The following is an 18077-nucleotide window of genomic DNA, read 5'->3' as shown; positions in this document are numbered from 1 at the left end:
GCTATTCCAAGTCAATTGAGATGCTTCAGGCATCGATTCGCTTGTTGATTTACTACTTGAAGCATCGACAAGTGCCTGCTTTGAGATGATCATTCATCCATTGTGCAACGCCCAGCATCAACTTAGACAATGTTCATTTCGTAAAGTCCAAGTGTCATGAACACGACATTGCTATTCATCGAACTGCTGATTACGGGTCTACAGGGTAGCACCTGGGTCTTTTTGCTAGTTCTAAGTATTTCAGGATATGGTTGGTTACAGACTCAACAGCTACAAAACCTTGGTGATTGGTCTGCTTTGCTCACAGTGTTCGTACTTTCCTTTGCTTATGCCATTGGCATAATTATTGATAGACTTGCGGACACTATTTTTAATAAGTGGAATAAACAAATTGGTAAGCAGATACTTCCAGATATAGCTCGTCCTTCTATCAGAAGATTTGCGTTGGGTAAGGAAAATGAGTATTTAAACAATCAATTTGAGTACACACGCTCAAGAATAAGAATTGTCAGAGCTTCATCTCTCAATTTTGCTCTCATCGCTATATTCGCGACTATATTTATCTGGATACAACTTCAATTTCTCAGCATTGGGCAGAAATTGATATATACACTGATTATTTTAGTAGGGGGAGGCTTACTTTCAGGTTTCTCTATATATGCTTGGCTTAAACTAACCCAAACTTACTACCGCTTGATACAGTCAAACTACAAGGAGTTAAGCTGAGGTTTATGCTCTGAGCAGAGGGCTAACATCCTGTTGCACGCCGACTTTATCAAGGTTATGGTTGTGCCAAAAAGTTACTAGCGGCGGGTGAACGGGAACATTAAGCGGCTTTCCATTTATGAACGACCATACTCGCAAGTTAAATGGCAGGTTACGCGCTCTCAAGGTGCAGCCCCCTCCTAACCTTGGGAGCGTGTATCCACTCATGCCGTTAATGGACTCACAGAGGTTGGGTACGCTGAAGGCTCGGACTGGCTGCTTGTGGTTTCTTCTCAATGTAGAGGTCTGTTCGACTGCCTGAGCGGTGAGCGAACGGATAGGGATTACGCCGAGCCTGCCAGCGACGTTGCTTGGTATGATGATGTCCGCTTAGTAGCCTACGGCATCGGTGCTATCGAGAGGCAACTCGTGCGTTTGTCCGGGCTACATGGCGGCGGGCTACCGCGCTGCACGTCCGCCAGATGGAGCTTAGAGTTGGTCGCACCAGATTGGCCGATTACCGGCGTTGTCCTTTCGCCTCCGCATCAATCGGTGTACATTGAGTCTCATTCAGCGGGGTGCGTTAAGGTGGCGGAGGACTACGAGATTCGGGCGTACGGGTTTTCTGACACGGGGCGTAGTTTCGCCGTGGCTATGAATCACACCCTAGAAATCTACCCCGACCAGACGTTAGCCAGCTTAAGTTTCGAATTGAGACGTAATTGCAAAGTTACTTGTCGACATTTAGCAACAAGAAAGATATAAAAAAAGATATGTCAGTTTCAATGAGCCAGGGTAACCGTTATGTCCTAATTTCTGCTTTGCCGTTTGTAGTAGTGCTGTTTGCAATCTATATTTATAGGTGGGGATGGCAGCATTTTCTCATTGGAATTAGTGACCTCTCTAGGCATCCTATTCTTTGCCTTATGAGTTATTTTGCAGGGCTTATCGTACATGAATTGATACACGGATTGACTTGGAGGTTTTTGGGAAATAAGCCTTCAAGTGCAATCAAGTATGGTGTCAACTGGAAAGCACTCATGCTATACGCTCATTGTAAAGAGCCGATGGACGTAGGAGCTTATAAGCTAGGAGTAGCTATGCCGGGAGTACTCTTAGGTCTATTACCTGCATTTTTGGGAATATTGACAAGTAATAGTTTGTTCCTGACCTTTGGCTTATTTTTTACGCTGGTAGCAGGTGGAGATATTTTAATATTATGGCTATTAAGAAAAGTAGAAGCTGGGATGCTTGTTGAGGACCATCCAACGTGAATTGGCTGTTATGTTATTAATCCAAATGACCAATAGTAGTTCATATAAGCTAACAAATCGCTAAACCGGAACAGTGCGATCGCTATCTTGTAGGGTGCGTCATGACGCACCTTTAATTATGTGTAGTCACAACCAGAATAATCGTTGAATATTCAAGCATGATGGGCTGGTGCGTTTGCTTATCCGCAACGAACACGACCCTAATTTGAATCTTGATTGTCTACCCAACCACCTAAACAGGCGTGTTATACAGGAAGTTTCTGTCTAAATAATAAGTAGCTTGCCAAATTGGCTATGGGACAATCACAGCAAGCTCAGTTGTCAGTATTCAAAGACAGAGTCCTTCCAGGATATGTAGGAGCGATCGCATAATTCAATGCAACATACGATTAAAGGGTGGTTGTTTGAAGATATTCTTCTGGAGTTTTATCGCTATGCTCCGTGTCCTCCAGAGTGGCTGCCGGAACACTGTCACGACGAATACCAGTTTTGCTTGAGTCTTGACTGTCCTGGCGAATATTACTATCGAGGCACTCACTATTGGGTGCCTACCAATAGTCTTAGCGTGATCCATCCAGGAGAAATGCACACAGGGCGTGACATCGAAGATCGTCAGACTGCTGCTACATTTCGAATGTTGTACATCAGCTCTAATGCTGCCACGTCGATCGCTTCAGATGTGGCAGAAAAGGAAATAAACACCCCCTTTTTCGCAGAGCCCATTATTCTGAATGTCGAGCTTGCACAGCACTATTTAGAGTTTCATAAAGCGACACAAGGGCTGACTTCAAGATTAGAACAGGATTCGTTGCTGCAATCGTTGATAGCGCAATTAGTTGTCAATCATACTAATGCTGCAGTGGAGTTAAGACTGACCGGCAGCGAACGGAAAGCTACCCAGCGAGTGCGCGAATATCTACAAAACCACTATGGGGAAGATGTCACCCTCAATCGTTTAGCAGAAATTGCAGGTTTAAGTTCGTATTACCTCAGTCGCGTATTTAAGGCTGAGGTTGGTATCTCTCTAAAACAATATCAGTCTCAAATTCGGATCAACCGTGCCAAGATTCTGATTTCCCAAGGAATTTCACTTCAGCAAGTTGCGACCGATACAGGGTTTGTCGATCAGAGCCACCTGACCCATCACTTTAAGCGTTTCGTTCAAACCACACCAGGGCAATATCGTTTACAAGATCGCAAAAATCTACAAGACAGGACTGATTAGATTGAGTATCCTGCGAAAGGGAAAGTTTAGAAAAGCTTGGATATCTTGTAAAAATGTCAAACCAGTTTGTGAATTCTGATATTAATGCAGGCGATCGCCACCCAAAATCTACAGAAGGATTGACTCGGCGACAGATAGTAGTCGGTGGTGCTGCCATTGCTGGGCTGACAACAGCAGTGGTGAGCGGAAAAGCTCAGGCAAACACACAAACCCCACCTGAACCTGCATCAGCTACCAACCCTAACGGCAGGTTTGCAGGCAAGGTTGTGTTAATTACGGGAGCTACATCAGGAATCGGTGAAGGAACCGCCTATGCCTTTGCTAAAGAAGGTGCCAAAGTCTTCTTTTGTGGTCGGCGTGAGAATCTAGGAACTCAGGTCGAAGCTCGCATCAGGGAATTCGGCGGCGAGGCAACTTACATGCGGGCTGACGTGAGACGCGAGGAAGAAGTTAAAGCCTTCGTTGATAGCTGTGTCCAAACCTACGACCGTTTGGATATTGCATTTAATAACGCAGGCATTGTGAATCCAGAACTCGTTAGGCTGCATGAACAGTCAACCGCAGATTTCTTAGATACGCTGAATACAAATGCGGTTGGGGTATTCTACTCACTCAAATACGAAATTCCTTACATGCTAAGGCAGGGCGGTGGCTGTATCGTTAACACTGCTTCGGTTTCAGGTCACAAGGGGTTCACAGAAATTGGACCTTACAGTGTGAGCAAACATGCTTTGCTGGGACTCACAAAAGTAGCAGCCTTAGAATATGCCAGAGACAACATTCGGATTAGCTCCATTTCTCCTGGAGGCGTAGATACACCAATGTTGCGCTTTGCAAGAGAACAGCGTGGTATTTCCTTTGAGGAAGGATCAAACGCGATTCCAATCGGACGCACCAATACCGTAGAAGAAATGGCACGGGCTGTCATGTTTTTAGCATCTGATGACGCAACTGCATTTCATGGCTCACTGGTTGATGTAACGGGTGGATTCTTGAATTAGTGCGATCGCCCTAATTCAAAATTACTATCAGCAGCAACGCTTATATCTCTTTAGAAAGTCTCCACAAGTATTAACACTTGTTAAGATTTTGAAGTTGGCAAGTAATGATCGGCACATGTTCAACCAGGCTTCAACGTCACAATCTCTACTGAGCAATCATCACATTGATTTGAATGATTGCAGAATTTCCTATACACAAGGTGGGTTAAAGTCGAATTCAACACCCATCGTGTTTTTGCACGGTTGGGGAATCTCCGCTGAGCCTTATCACGAAATTCTACAACTGCTGGCGCAGCAACACGCCGTGATAGCTCCTGACCTGCCTAGTTTTGCCCGCTCATCCTATTCAAAGCTTATTCCAGATTATGACAGCTACGCTCAATTGCTGCTTTCGTTTCTTGACGCCCTAAATCTTCAACAAGTGCATTTAGTAGGACACTCACTTGGAGGAGGAATTTCAATTACTTTATCTACTCTTATTCCCAATCGAGTAAAAAGTTTGGTTCTTGTGGATAGCACAGGTGTTCCCTCTGTATCTATCCTAGAAATCATACCGCGCAGAGCTTTTGAAATGACCGCTCAGTTCCTTTTGCCAAAGCTGGAATTGAAACTATTTGATATTCCTCAAGTCTTTTCACACAATCTTTTGTTCAATACGGGCAACGTAATTCAAGCATTACTCCTTTCATTACACGGAGATCTCAAACATCTGTTGCCGAAAGTTCAAGCGCCTTGTCTGTTGTTGTGGTCGGAGAAAGACTTAACTACACCACTTGATGTAGCCCGAGAGATGGCTGCAACGATTCCAGATGCCAGCCTCACTGTTGTAGAAGAAGGTTTTCATGAATGGGGACTTTGGTATCCCGAAAAATTTACATCGATTGTGCTTGATTTTGTTCGTCAAGTTGAGCGTAAAGAGGCGATCGCAACTAGCCCTATGTGAAAATTCTCAGCCAACATAGATTGTGTTACAGCAGTGTAGGAGAGACCCCTTAACTAGAATCTTTCTACATCTGGGAACTGCCCTTGCGCCTGTGTTCTTGCCGCTTCGCCGCAGGTGCGAGGAGTGGGGAAGATTTTCTCAGGGTTTGCCAGACCTTGCGGGTTGAACACTTGACGTACCCACTGCATGGTTTCTAGATCGGTCTCACTAAACATATTGGGCATATAGCAGCGCTTGTCGGCTCCGATGCCGTGTTCTCCAGAGATGCTGCCACCAACTTCTACGCAAAGTTTGAGAATGTCACCACCCAGTTCCTCCACGGTTTCTAGCTGACCGGGAATCGAGTTGTTATAAAGAATCAGTGGATGCAAATTGCCGTCACCTGCGTGAAACACGTTTGCCACTTTGTACCCATGTTTCTCACTCAACTCTTCAATTTGCTTTAGCACATACTGCAATTTGGTACGCGGAATTACGCCATCCTGAACGTAATAATCAGGGCTGATTTTACCCATCGCAGCGAAAGCGGCTTTGCGCCCTTTCCAGAGCGTTAAGCGTTCCGCTGGGTCAGTGGCAGTGCGAATGCTGCGGGCTCCGTTGTGGCGGCAGATGGCTTCGACGCGTTCACTATTTGCGGCAACTTCTACCTCTAACCCATCGATTTCGATTAGCAGAATTGCTTCGGCATCGCGGGGATAGCAGTTTGTGGCGACGACATCTTCTACCGCATTAATGCTGAAGTTGTCCATCATCTCCATGCCAGCGGGAATGATTCCAGCACTGATGATGTCCGAAACGGCTTGTCCGGCAGCTTCGACACTGGTGAAGTCTGCTAGCAAGACGTGAATGGCTTCGGGTGCTTTGAGAATTCTCAGGGTGATTTCGGTGGCGATGCCCAGTGTGCCTTCGGAGCCAACGAATAGTCCTGTCAGGTCATACCCTGGCATTTCAGGAATTTTGCTGCCCGTATCGATGATGGAGCCGTCAGGCAGGACAACTTTGAGTCCCAGTACATGGTTGGTCGTAACGCCATATTTGAGGCAGTGAACGCCACCAGAATTTTCAGCGACGTTGCCGCCGATTGAGCAAACGATCTGGCTAGAAGGGTCAGGCGCATAGTAAAAGCCGGAGCCGCTAACTGCCTGCGTCACCCAGTTGTTGATCACACCGGGTTGAACGACAACGCGCTGGTTTTCCAGGTCGATGTCGAGAATTTGGCGCATCAGGGCGGTGACGATGAGGACGCAGTTTTCGATGGGCAGAGCACCACCTGATAGCCCTGTGCCAGCACCTCGCGCAATGAAGGGAACGTTGTACTGAGTGCAAATTTTTACGGCGGCGGCGACTTGCTCGGTGGTGCGAGGCAGGACGACCACGGCAGGGCGCTGGCGATAGCTGGTTAGCCCGTCACATTCGTAGACCAGCAGTTCTTCACGCTTCTGAATTACGCCGCTTTTACCGATCGCCTGCTCAAAGGCTTTAATGATCAGTCGCCAATCTTGGGACGTGACTTGAGTAACCATGACCTACACCTCTAGAGGATCTGACAGCTTTTCAGGTCCCTATTCAGATTGTAGGCTTACATTTGCGCCTAATTCATATCGTTTAACGCGATCGCCCCATCGCAGCGATACCAATTCCAGCCCAAATGCCGCCTAACAGCATCCAGGTGCCGTCAAACCCGACATTGATTCGATGAGTGTTTTCTCGATGCGCTGCGATAAACAATTCTTCCTGAGTAGCTGATTGACGAACCAGCCGATCGAACTGCTGGTTTGCTTCCGTCAAAGCTATAAAATCGTTAACGCCCCACCAAGCCCCCAGACCAAAGCTGGCAATTCCAGGAACGACCAGAAGCAGAAGCAACAGCAAGTTTCGGACATTCACGCGATCGCTCTCCATTGAAAAAGCCCCCGGACGTCTTGCCATGTTTCGACTCCAGGGGCTTCGTCATTCAGTTCACTCCTCACAGTTACTAATATAGAACCCTGCTACGGGGAGAATGGCGATCGCGTGACACTTTGTTCAAGTGTCCCTTAAGCGATGACACTTGAAAGACACACACTGTCGCCGCAAAGCCATATTGCAGTAGGAGAAACAGCAGATTTGCCTCAGAGCTGTCACATTGTTTTCACACCTGCGGACTAAGCTCTGGGAATGGTTGAGGGGCAAAAAGGTTTAGAAATTCTGCTCAATCACCCGATCAGATGAGACGGAGGAGGGAGGTGCGATCGCCCTTACCCCATTTAATCTGATAACATCCTGCACTCCGACTCAGGGAGTCGAGCTAAATCGATGAAACCGACGTTGCGAAACCGATTGATTCAGTTCCTCCAGGAAGAGTTGGCAATTCCTGCGAATGGAATTGCGATCGCGCTGCGCCACGACGAGGAAATCCCTAACCTGTTGCCAATGGTGCTGTGGCAATATGGGCTAGTGACGCTAGAACAGCTCGACAAAATTTTTGATTGGCTAGAGACAGCGTCGACGACGGTGTAGGGAGTCAGGGGCACTCATCCTTTTGAAAGCCGCTGCAATTCGCTAATCTGCTGAAGATCGACATTGCCACCGCTGATAATTACGCCAATGCGAGAATCTTTTGCTTTGACAATGCCTTCTAACAGAGCAGTGGCGGCTAAGGCTCCGGTGGGTTCGACGACGATTTTGAGCCGTTCCCAAAGGAAAAACATAGTTCGTAGGAGCGCTTCGTCAGGCACAGAAACGATATCGTGAACGTAGCGCATCACTAGCGGAAAGGTAATTTTGCCGAGGGAAGGAGTTCTTGCTCCGTCCGCGATCGTGGCGGGGTTGTGAACAGTTTGCAAGGTTTTGCTGTGAAAGGAACGGACGGCATCGTCGCCCAAGGCTGGTTCAACCCCAATCACTCGACAGTTAGGGGAGAGGGTATGAGCCGCGATCGCCGACCCCGACAGCAAGCCACCGCCTCCACAGCAGACCAGTAGCAGATCCAAATCGCTAACGGTTTCAAGCAATTCTTTGGTGGCAGTGCCCTGTCCAGCAACAACATGAGGATGGTCAAAGGGAGGGATGATGGTGAGTTGGCGAGCGCTTGCTATTTGCTGAGACAGCGCCTCTCGGGTTGTTTCATGTCGGTCGTAGAGAATCACTTCTGCGCCATAGTCACGAGTAGCAGCTTGCTTCACGGCAGGAGCATCCTGAGGCATCACGATAGTTGTGGGAATTCCCAGAAGTTTGCCAGAGAGGGCGATCGCTTGAGCATGATTGCCAGATGAGTAGGCTAGAACCCCTCGCTGCTGTTGCTCTGCGGGAAGTTGTGACAGAGCAGTGTAGGCTCCCCGAAACTTGAAAGAACCCGTCCGCTGGAAGTTTTCGCACTTAAAGAAAACTTGATTTCCGGTAAGTTGGTTAACTGTTCTAGAGGTTAGCACGGGAGTTTTATTGGCTGTGCCCTGCAAACAACTGGCAGCTTTTTCGATATTGGCGTAAGAAACTTCACTGATATCTGGCATCTCAATCCCAATCCTCAAAATGAGTGGTCGGTTTATCGAATTTGTGACAACACACTTTCAGGAATCAATACCTGATCGATGACATGAATGACTCCATTGGAAGCTTCAATATCTGCCTCAATGACATCAATGCCGTTCACTGAAAGGCTGCGTCCTCTTCTGCTGACGGTGATCTCGCTGCGTTCCAACGTTCTGAGTGACTGTGAGCCAGAGAAGTCATCTACAGAATAAGGCTCTCTTTCCGCTACAACGTGATAAGCCAAAACCTGTGCCAACAGTTCGCGATCGCCTGCCAATGCTTGCAAAACGTCATTAGGAATTGCCTCAAAGGCAGCATTGGTGGGCGCAAATACAGTGAATCGTCCGTAGCCTCTCAGATCTTCTGCCATGCCCAGTTCTGTCAGCAATCCTATTAAGGTGTTGAAGGAATCGCTAGCTGTAGCTACATCAACGATATCATTGTTGGACTGAGCCACTAGTATTTCGGACTGAGGTGTAATCTCAGAATAGCGATTGTGTTGGGGAGAATGGGCGATCGCTGGGGTCACCAGCGCTACACTTATTCCGGCAAACCCAACTAGACCGATCGCACCCAGACAAAACCTGCGATTGTTGGCTTTCATCACATTCCCTCTGTTGAAGTTGCAAAACCTGCCTCATTCAATCAGATATTTCTGTCGCTAGACCTCCTCCAATTGGGGCTATAGCAATCTGTTGAAATAAAAAATCAGCCGTATTCATAACCGAATAAGCTACTTTTTCTTTTTACCTTTTTTGTTAGATTTTGCCTGCCCAAATCCCTGAACTGGTTTAGCGCTTAGTTTTGGCACTTCTAAAAATCCCTCACCGAATTTAGCAGGTGCTTCTGATGAAACTCCCCAATTTGCAGGGGCTCTCAATGGACCTGAATCCTCATAGGAGTCATATTCAGGATTCCGAATCAAGGCAGCCGCATGGATATTTTTGACAAATTGAGGGCGAAAGTCTTCTTCTGAGAAATCTGCTTTTGACTTCAACCCCAAATCAACCTGAACTCTTGCCCAAGTGCCTGCCACCATATCATCAATCTTTTTGTCTGCGTAAACCTGCTCCATCAAAGGAGCTGCCTCTACTGCCTTTAACTTGATCAATGCCGACACCAGCATACCGTTCAAGGATTGCCCGTTATCAGCATACTGTTCGAGTTGTTTAACCAACACATCAATACAGTTCTCCCGGCATTCGGGATAATGTTCCGCAATATGCCCGATCCCTTCGGCGATCGCAAAGCGAGTCCACTCCTGATATGAAGCATCGGCTAAAGATTCCGTCAACTTAGGTAATGCCGCTTCACCCATGAGTTCAAATACTTTGGGTGCATCAGCGTGTAGCCAATCGTCATCCTCATATTTCTCTAATAAAGATAGAAAAGGGGCGATCGCCTCTACTGCCTTAAGCTGCGCCAATGCCCGCCAAGCATGAGCAACACCCCAAGACTCGAAACCCTCAAAGTCGCTCTCCCAAAGTTCATCATCTATCATCATCCGAATCAGTTCGGCAATGTGGGTTTCAGTTAATCCAAGGTCTGTCACATAATCGAACCAAGGCTGATTGGCTGGTTCGAGTCCCCCATAGCTAAGCAAATCGGTAAGAGGCGGTTGGTAAACGCTGACGCTTTTCTCTGACATAGCGGTAATGATAACTCTCCTGACTTCAGCCATAATACCAATTCCAAAAACTAGGGCTGGGCAATATCAGGGACTTCCGTGCGAAGGGTAAAATCTGTAGGCTGATCAGACATAATATTAATTCAATATCTGCCGCTCTTGGTTATTTGAGCTTGCCAGAAAGCGATTCCGATTGCATTAGAGGGCAACCCACCGCTAGGTCGCATATCAATATCGGGTTGTGCTCACCACTACTTTCCAGCGCAGTGCAGTCTCACTCTTTGGCAGGATACCTGCCTGGAACTAGAGACGGACTTCAACTATAAAACGCCTGACTAGGATGAGAAGCATAACAAGCTATGAAAGAGGTCATTGGTCATTGGTTGCGGGTCAATGGCTATTGGTTATGAGTTGACGACCGATAGTTCTTGATGTGACAAATGACTTGTGTTTCAACTTATGTTTCAACAATCTGAAATCACTCATTTAATCGTTAACCTGTCATTAGGACAGGTGGTTACTCCGGATGAGTACTCGGCGCTCACATTTCTTTCAGGACCACAGTTTTTCATTGCCCTGATTGCAGGCGTGGTCATGGCGTTTGCCTTTCAATTTTTGCTCAGCAACCTCTCTATTGCGGCTGGAATTTCTGCTGGCATCAATCCAGCGGATACAGACGACGATCAGAAAAGTTGGGGAAAGAAGATTCGCAAAGTTGAAGCAAAGGTTGGCAGCGCCACAGTTTTTATTGTCAATACAGCTCTGTTTGCTGCTTGCTTTTTGGCAGTGAAGCTGACGCTCATTCATCAGGCAGGGTTAGGGGCGATTGTTGCAGTGGTGATCTGGTCGGTCTATTTTTTACTGCTGCTGTGGTTGAGTTCGCAGGCGATCGCCTCCCTCTTAGGAACTGTGGGAAACACTGCCAGTGTGGGTGTACAGGGTGTAATGGCAACTGTGGCGACTGCCTTGAGTGGTCAGGCGGCAAGTAGCCAGATCACCAATACGGTACAAGCCTCGGTCGATGCCGTTAGCAAGGAGTTGCGATCGACCCTGTCTTCCAATCAGCTACGCGAAAACTTGGAGAACTATATCTCGACATTACAGCTACCTCAGCCCAATCTGAAGAACCCACCCAATCAGGCATTGAGTTTATTAGGTGGCTCAGGTTTGTTATCTGGTGCAAGTTCAGAATTGGTTGATTTAATCCAATCGGCAAGCTCAGAAGATTTGGCATCGGGTAAGCTGCGCGATCGCCTGACACAGATTCTAGGACTCAAACCTGCCGAAAACGGCAATGGACACCAGAGTGATGAATCAACCTCTGAGCAACAGTCTCATAGAAATGAGCAACCTGAAACTCAGCAAGGTGCTCAGCAAGGTGTAGGCTTACGGGAACGCACTTTAGAACTGGGAATGAGTGCGTTGGTAACAATGCTGACGGGACGAGGTGGTGTTTCGGGTCTGAGTTCTGAAGCCTTGAAAAAGTCGCTGAGTTCTCTTAGTCAGCAGGTGGGTAATCAGGCTCAGCAGGTAGCTGCTCAAGTGACTCAATCTACCCCTTCCCTGGTGATTCGGTCAGATGTGGAACACTACTTGCTCCATTCTCCAACCTGGTATCTCCAGCCGGACAGCCTCGATCGCGGTTTCCGAGAAGTGTTGTTTGATCCAGAGGCAGATGCAGAACTGGTGCATCAACAGCTTGCTCAGCTCAACCGCCCTTACTTTGTGGAAGTGTTGAATCGTCGAGAAGAGCTAAATCCTGAGCAAATTAATAGCATCGCTGATGGGCTAGAACTAATTCGTCGAGAAGTTTTGGATCAGGTTCAGGTAGCAGAAGAACAGGAGCGATCGCAAGCATTGCGCCATCAGGTTGAAACCTATCTCAGTTCTGCTCCGAAGGAAGCGCTGAATTCAGATCAGATTCAACAGGACTTTACAGCACTGTTGGCAGATCCAGATGTAACTTATGAAATGCTTGGCAATCGGCTGCTTCAGTTTGACCGAGATACGCTAACACAACTGTTGTTAGCAAATCGGCAAGATCTGAATCCAGACGAAACTGAACAGATTCTAAATGACCTGGAAGGGGCACGCGATCGCTTCTTAAATCAATCCCAGGAAACCTGGAATCAGTTGCAAGCGCAAGCTGGTGAGTTTCGTCAACAGGTTGAGTCCTATCTGCGAGAAACTAATTCAGCAGAGTTGTCGCCTGAGTCCATTCAGCAAACATTCCAGATGTTACTGGAATCTCCTGGTGGTGGTTTGCTAGCCCTGCGAACCGGACTGAGACAGCTTAATCGCAGTTCGTTAGAGCAGATCCTTTCTCAGCGGCAAGACCTGAATCCGCAACAGGTCAATCAACTGGTTGATCAGATTGAAACCATTCGAGATGGCATTCTACACGCTCCACAAGCGCTAACTGAGCAAGCAAGAAAACAGGTTGATCACATTACTCATCAACTTGCGGATTACTTGCGCGGCGTTTCGCAAAACACAGGTATAGGAGAACTCGACCCAGAACAGCTTCAGAATCAGCTACAGCAGCTTTTGGACGATCCACAGGCAGGAATCTCAGCCTTAAGAACCTGGCTTTCTCACTTTGATCGAGAGACATTGGTGAGACTGCTCAGCCAGCAGCAAGGAGTGAGTGAAGAGCAAATTGATAGAAGGATTGATCAAGTCCTGAATGGAGTGCGAGGGCTCGCCCGTTCTCCCCGTGAACTCGTCAATCGTGCTCGCGATCGCGTTCAGGATGTATCTCGTGATGTTTCTGACAGTACTCGAAATTATCTCAACTCACTAGAGCAGCCAGAGCTCAACTATGAGGGAATCCAGCGCGATATTCGCAAATTGTTTGACGACCCCGAAGCAGGACTAGAAGCACTGCGCGATCGCCTCAGCCAGTTTGATCGCGACACACTGGTTGCTCTGCTCAGTTCCCGACGAGATATCTCTGAGGAAAAGGCTAATAAAATTGTTGACCAGATTGAGGCGGCACGAGATAGCGCACTGAGCCGGGCTGAACAAGTGCAAACAAAAGTTCAAGAGCGAATCAGTGCTCTCAAACATCAGGCAAAAGAACAGGCAGAAGAAGTCCAAAAAACAACGGCCGCCGCCGCCTGGTGGGTGTTTGGTACTGCCATTACCTCTGTCGCAACAGCGGCGATCGCAGGCGTCATCGCCTCTAGCGGATTTCACCTGATCGATTAAACATCGAAGTGCTGCGTAGGATGCGTTACCGACAGCGTAACGCATCTCCCTTTCCTCCAACACAAGCAAACTTATCACTCACAAAGCAAAGTAAATCATGGAACCACAACAGCTTAGTAAAGAGCTTCGCGAAGGCACCAGTCCCGATCTAGAACGCCGTCGCTGGATTGTTGGACTCTCAATGCTGGGAGGAACAATGGCTCAAATCGTCACCCTCTATCAGAGCGGTGTACTGAAAGAACTCCCCGATCTGCCCATTCCATTTGTGGATTCCGATCGCGTCGATGCTTCCAACTATGCCTACAGTCGGCTAAACACACCCGACGGACCCCTCATGATGATTAACTATGGCATCACAGCCTGGTTAGCCACAACAGGTGGCGAAAACCGTGCCAAAGAAAACCCACTGGTGCCGATCGCGATGGGTGCCAAAATTCTGGTTGATGCGATCGCATCGGCTGAGTTGGCGCGTGAAGAATGGAGTGAAAACAAAGCCTTTTGTGAGTACTGTCAGGTTGCAACACTCTGCTCCTTTGCTTCCCTAGCGCTAGCGATGCCTGAGATAACAACCGCCGTTCAGACCTTAATGGGACAGTCCGAAATAGAGCAATCCCGATAGCTTGTGACCAAAACACGGTTGTCTATTCTTCTGTAGGGGCGGTTCGCGAACCGCCCCTACGAATATGTATCAACTCCAAAGGTGAGTTTTTCTTGAATTAGCGCTCCTAAAGCCTATATTTCAAACAGCCACTCACGCTAAAACACGGCTGAGAATACTCATTACCTTTCCAGGACAGTTAGTCAGCGGCAAAGGTTTACTCCATAGCCCCGCCTCAGCCACACCTAACGTATGCTGCCTGAGAATATGCGCTCTCACATTCTCCTCAGTGCCAATCACAATCAAAGTGAGAATACGCGGGTCAGCATTATCAAAGCGATCGAAATCAAACAAAAGGCTGTCCGTCATAGCAGTAAAGCTCCATGAGGTTAAGAGGTTAACCCCCCAAAACTCAAAGCCACCCCCGGTGCAATTTTGTGCAGCAAAACAAGGGTGGCTAGAGGAAGTGCTAAACTGCCTAACTAGCCCACCAGACTGCTGTGATCAGTTTGGGGGTTAGTTCCTTGAGGGTGTTACCAGCACCTTCAGGGAGCGCTTTAAGTCCGAGGTATTTTAGGTTGTGAGATACGAGACTACGCTAAAGAAAAGCTTTTGGCAAGCCCTTGATGCAAATCGGAATACGCAGCATCATTGGGAAGCACTGGTTGAACAAAATAGGCTCATTAACGCTAGAAAAAGAAACTGAGCTTAGCGCAACTGGAGAGGGCGATCGCATTTTTCCTTAGCTCAACGAATCGATTGGTTCTCTCGACAGGTCGATTCAGTATCTTTACGGAGCGATCCAACCTCTCGGCATAGAAGAACGAGAAATGCGGGCTTCTGCCGTGATTTCGATGTGAGCGCAGTTAGAATCTTAGGCAGGTATAAACTCAATCATTCCTCCAATGTCAGATACCCTAGAAGTCCTGATTGACCTGAGCCAAGCAAACCTTGACCTGGAGCCAGAAGCCTTAGAAACCTACACTCGACGATTGGTTGAAGAACTCAAAGATGGACTGGCTGAAGAGGCTAGCCTAATGCGCTTTACCGAAACTCCCGAAGGCAGCAAATCAGGGGAAGCAGGCTTTGACCTGGGCATTCTCAAAGCCGAAGTGAACCTCAAAAACATTAAGGCATTGCTGGACTGGCTGGGCGATCGCATCTACGGCAGAAACCTCATCCTGGAATACGGCGAGGTCCGCCTCGAATATCGCAACACCCAGCAGCTAGAGCAACAGCTTCAGGCGCTAGAGCGAATAGACAAACTCAAGGTTAGAGTAGTCAAAAGCGAGTCTGAGTAGCACAGATGGCAAAGGTTGCGCTGCTGATCGGAGTGAGTAATTACGGGGATGGTTTAGCCTCCCTGCCTGGACCCCAAACAGATATCCAGGAGATGCAGCGTGTCCTACAAAACCCTAAAGTTAGCGAGTTTGATGTGGTCGCTCTGTTACCTAATCCTGACCCGTTCGAGATGCAGTTGGCGATCGAAAAGCTGTTTAGCGAGAACCGCAGTCGGGATGATCTGATTCTGCTCTACTTCTCCGGTCATGGAGTCAAAGCTGATGATGGCACCCTTTACTTTGCCACTCGCGTTACTCAGAAAAATCAGCAGGGACGCATTTTCGCCAGCACTGCCGTTTCCAGCAGCTTCATTCAAACCTGCATGAGTCAGAGCTGCTCAAAGCGCCAAGTTCTTATCCTGGACTGTTGCTTTAGCGGAGCCTTTGCCAACGACATGAAGGCAAAACAGGCAGTAGATGAGGCGATCGATGTCAAAACACAGCTAGGCGGCGAAGGTCGAGCCGTGCTAACCTCCTCAACCGCAACTCAGGTTTCCTATGAAAAAGAAGGAATCAGCATCTACACCCGATACCTGGTGCAAGGGCTAGAAACCGGAGCCGCCGACCGCGATAGCAACGGACAAATTACAGTTGATGAACTGCACGAATATGCCAAGGAAAAAGTGCAGGAAGCCGCTCCGACCATGCAGCCTGAAATTTATGCAGTGAGGGAAGGCTACAAAATCCTGATTGCTCAAGCGCCCCAGGATGATCCAAAACTGATTTACCGCAAAGAGCTAGACGAACGCGCCAAACTAAAACGGGGCAAACTCTCACCGATTGATCATCGTGCCTTTGATTATCGTCGTCGAGAGTTAGGACTCTCTGTTCAAGAGGCAGAGCAAATTACCAATGAAGTGTTACAGCCCTATCAAGAGTTTTGGGAAAAACTGAATGAATTTGAGCAGGCTGTAAAAGAGACGCTAGATTACGACCCAGTGATGAGTCCCGCTAGCTTAGATGACTTGCGGTATCTCCAGCGGGTGTTGAAGTTGCGGGACGAAGATATTGCTCCGATTTTAAGCGTCAGTCACGTCAGTTTGACATCATCTGAACATACTCCATCTGAATCTGTAGAATTGTCCCTTTCAACAAGAGTAACTTCAATATCCACACCTTCATTCTTAGAAAACGATTTGAGTTCTCAGGAAAACGTTGACTATACTAACCTACGAGGTTTATTGGCAAATGGTGATTGGCGGAAGGCAGATGAAGAAACTTACTTAATCATGATTTACATAATAGGGAAGAGAAGAGGAGATTGGTTTACAGAGGATGAATTGTTAAGGTTCCCCTGCACTGATTTGAGGACAATTGATCGCCTCTGGGTGAACTATAGTCATGGAAAATTTGGTTTTAGTGTGCAAAAACAGATCTATGTCGATTGTGGTGCAAAACTCAATGGCAAATACCCAGGCGATAGAATTTGGGAGCAGTTCTGCGATCGTACAGGATGGCGATGGAACAACACGTACATAACACCTCACCATGTAACTTACGATGTTATTACAGCATCTCAAGGTCACCTTCCAGCATTTGGTATGATAGGTGGGTTTTGGCTAGGAGTTATTGGGACAGAGAAGTTTTCTTCCCTTGCATTGAGGCTTGTGGATTGTAAGATAATGTAGCCGCCTTTTCTGGTTCCCAGGCTGAGCCTGGGAATCCAACTCTAGAGGCTCGCCTCTAAATCATGAGGCAGAGCCTCAAAAGCAGCATTCTCGGTCAGAGTCCGGGAACGAGGAGTTTAATGTTGCGACTAATCGAATTACTTTTGGGCGATCACCACTTTCAACGTGAATACGGCGATCGCCCCTCAATCAAGCGACTTCAGCAAAAACTGGTGAAGGCGGACTAATACCCTCATCCTCGCAGTATTCTAGATAGCTAGCGATCCTCAATAGAGTTTCTACGCTGAGAATTGGGCGTTGCTGAATGTGGGCATGGCATTGCCATGCCCCTACAGGGAACCTGCTATCCAACCTGAGCTTCAAACTGACCATAACGTTCAATGTAGAAGTTTTGAGACTGGGCGATCGCTCGTACCGAGTCACGGGCGGCAATAGCTTCCCACCATTGCTTTAGGCGATCGAGTCCCGTAGGAAATTTAAACCCTCGGTACTGTTCTAGCACAGTCCATTGCTCGAACCAGGGATAATAGGTCAAGTCAACCAAACTCACCTCTGACCCTAACCAGTAGGGACCTACCGCTGCCGTTGTTTGTAGTCCGGCTTCAATAAACTGTAGGTGCTTGGTGAGTTCCTGAAGTGCCTCTGTTGGTGGTTGCGAATCACGGGCATATAAAACTTTGCCAGTAGTAGCAAACAATCGGGTATCGGCAAAATTGATCCAAATCCTTGCTTGAGCACGCTGAATCGGCTCTTTGGGTAACAGAGGACGCTCTGGGAAGGATTCCTCCAAATACTCGTTAATGATGGCAGATTCCCAGACGCGATTCTTGCCATGCTTGAGTACAGGCACCTTACCATAAGGAGAAATTTCCTTGAAGTTTTCAGGTTTATTGCGCAAATCGATCTCGATTAGCCTAAACGGTAATCCTTTTTCAATTAGAGCCAAGCGTGTTCGATGAGCAAACGGGCATAGAGCCGCACTATAAAGTTCAATTTCAGTCATGGAAGAAGCCCCT

The 18077-nt window shown here is 47.7% G+C and carries 17 protein-coding genes; 10 read left to right on the top strand and 7 right to left on the bottom strand.

The window, feature by feature from the left end; translation table 11 throughout:
• The first annotated feature begins 156 nt into the window (after positions 1-156).
• The 5 genes from H6G00_RS21335 to H6G00_RS21315 all read left to right on the top strand — a co-directional run bounded on the left by H6G00_RS21335 (position 157) and on the right by H6G00_RS21315 (position 5148).
• Positions 157-726, top strand: coding sequence for a hypothetical protein (locus H6G00_RS21335; protein ID WP_190798291.1), 570 nt, complete (start codon positions 157-159; stop codon positions 724-726).
• Positions 727-1439: 713 nt separating this feature from the next.
• Complete coding sequence (locus tag H6G00_RS21330) at positions 1440-1979, top strand: DUF3267 domain-containing protein (RefSeq protein WP_190798290.1); 540 nt, start codon at positions 1440-1442, stop codon at positions 1977-1979.
• Positions 1980-2355: 376 nt separating this feature from the next.
• Entirely contained in the window at positions 2356-3204 is an 849-nt protein-coding gene (locus H6G00_RS21325; protein WP_190798289.1) for an AraC family transcriptional regulator, read from the top strand.
• 53 nt (positions 3205-3257) lie between these two features.
• Positions 3258-4205, top strand: coding sequence for an SDR family oxidoreductase (locus H6G00_RS21320; protein WP_190798288.1), 948 nt, complete (start codon positions 3258-3260; stop codon positions 4203-4205).
• Positions 4206-4320: 115 nt separating this feature from the next.
• Positions 4321-5148, top strand: coding sequence for an alpha/beta hydrolase (locus tag H6G00_RS21315; protein ID WP_190798287.1), 828 nt, complete (start codon positions 4321-4323; stop codon positions 5146-5148).
• A 53-nt stretch (positions 5149-5201) separates the two neighbouring features.
• On the opposite strand, the gene glcD is transcribed toward H6G00_RS21315, so the two are convergent.
• Both glcD and H6G00_RS21305 read right to left on the bottom strand, forming a co-directional pair.
• Positions 5202-6671: a glycolate oxidase subunit GlcD gene (gene glcD, locus H6G00_RS21310; protein ID WP_190798286.1), complete on the bottom strand. Its 1470-nt coding sequence runs from the start codon at positions 6669-6671 to the stop codon at positions 5202-5204.
• Between the two features lie 82 nt (positions 6672-6753).
• Positions 6754-7077, bottom strand: a complete 324-nt coding sequence (locus H6G00_RS21305; protein WP_190798285.1) for a hypothetical protein — start codon at positions 7075-7077, stop codon at positions 6754-6756.
• A 366-nt stretch (positions 7078-7443) separates the two neighbouring features.
• Between H6G00_RS21305 and H6G00_RS21300 the strand changes: the two genes are divergently transcribed.
• A complete protein-coding gene (locus tag H6G00_RS21300) occupies positions 7444-7647 on the top strand; it encodes a DUF2949 domain-containing protein (protein WP_190643849.1) in 204 nt (67 codons plus the stop codon).
• A 14-nt stretch (positions 7648-7661) separates the two neighbouring features.
• On the opposite strand, the gene H6G00_RS21295 is transcribed toward H6G00_RS21300, so the two are convergent.
• From H6G00_RS21295 to H6G00_RS21285, 3 genes are all read right to left on the bottom strand, one after another.
• Positions 7662-8639: a threo-3-hydroxy-L-aspartate ammonia-lyase gene (locus H6G00_RS21295; protein ID WP_190798284.1), complete on the bottom strand. Its 978-nt coding sequence runs from the start codon at positions 8637-8639 to the stop codon at positions 7662-7664.
• Between the two features lie 32 nt (positions 8640-8671).
• A complete protein-coding gene (locus H6G00_RS21290; RefSeq protein WP_190798283.1) occupies positions 8672-9262 on the bottom strand; it encodes a fasciclin domain-containing protein in 591 nt (196 codons plus the stop codon).
• A 129-nt stretch (positions 9263-9391) separates the two neighbouring features.
• Positions 9392-10306: a hypothetical protein gene (locus H6G00_RS21285; RefSeq protein WP_190798282.1), complete on the bottom strand. Its 915-nt coding sequence runs from the start codon at positions 10304-10306 to the stop codon at positions 9392-9394.
• A gap of 438 nt (positions 10307-10744) precedes the next feature.
• Between H6G00_RS21285 and H6G00_RS21280 the strand changes: the two genes are divergently transcribed.
• Positions 10745-13495: an MFS transporter gene (locus H6G00_RS21280; protein ID WP_190798281.1), complete on the top strand. Its 2751-nt coding sequence runs from the start codon at positions 10745-10747 to the stop codon at positions 13493-13495.
• A gap of 97 nt (positions 13496-13592) precedes the next feature.
• Positions 13593-14114, top strand: coding sequence for a vitamin K epoxide reductase family protein (locus H6G00_RS21275; RefSeq protein ID WP_190798280.1), 522 nt, complete (start codon positions 13593-13595; stop codon positions 14112-14114).
• Between the two features lie 132 nt (positions 14115-14246).
• On the opposite strand, the gene H6G00_RS21270 is transcribed toward H6G00_RS21275, so the two are convergent.
• Entirely contained in the window at positions 14247-14462 is a 216-nt protein-coding gene (locus H6G00_RS21270) for a hypothetical protein (RefSeq protein ID WP_190798279.1), read from the bottom strand.
• 536 nt (positions 14463-14998) lie between these two features.
• Here H6G00_RS21270 and H6G00_RS21265 point away from each other — a divergent pair.
• Together H6G00_RS21265 and H6G00_RS35635 are read left to right on the top strand one after the other, a co-directional pair.
• Positions 14999-15394 carry a hypothetical protein gene (locus H6G00_RS21265; RefSeq protein WP_190798278.1) on the top strand — a complete coding sequence of 132 codons (396 nt, stop codon included), beginning with the start codon at positions 14999-15001 and terminating at the stop codon, positions 15392-15394.
• Between the two features lie 5 nt (positions 15395-15399).
• A complete protein-coding gene (locus H6G00_RS35635; protein WP_190798277.1) occupies positions 15400-17061 on the top strand; it encodes a GUN4 domain-containing protein in 1662 nt (553 codons plus the stop codon).
• 343 nt (positions 17062-17404) lie between these two features.
• On the opposite strand, the gene H6G00_RS21255 is transcribed toward H6G00_RS35635, so the two are convergent.
• A complete protein-coding gene (locus H6G00_RS21255) occupies positions 17405-18064 on the bottom strand; it encodes a glutathione S-transferase family protein (protein ID WP_190798276.1) in 660 nt (219 codons plus the stop codon).
• Positions 18065-18077 lie beyond the last annotated feature (13 nt).

This window comes from Leptolyngbya sp. FACHB-541, assembly GCF_014695875.1.
Lineage (GTDB): Bacteria > Cyanobacteriota > Cyanobacteriia > Elainellales > Elainellaceae > JAAUTN01.
This window is presented reverse-complemented; position numbering and strand designations above follow the sequence as displayed.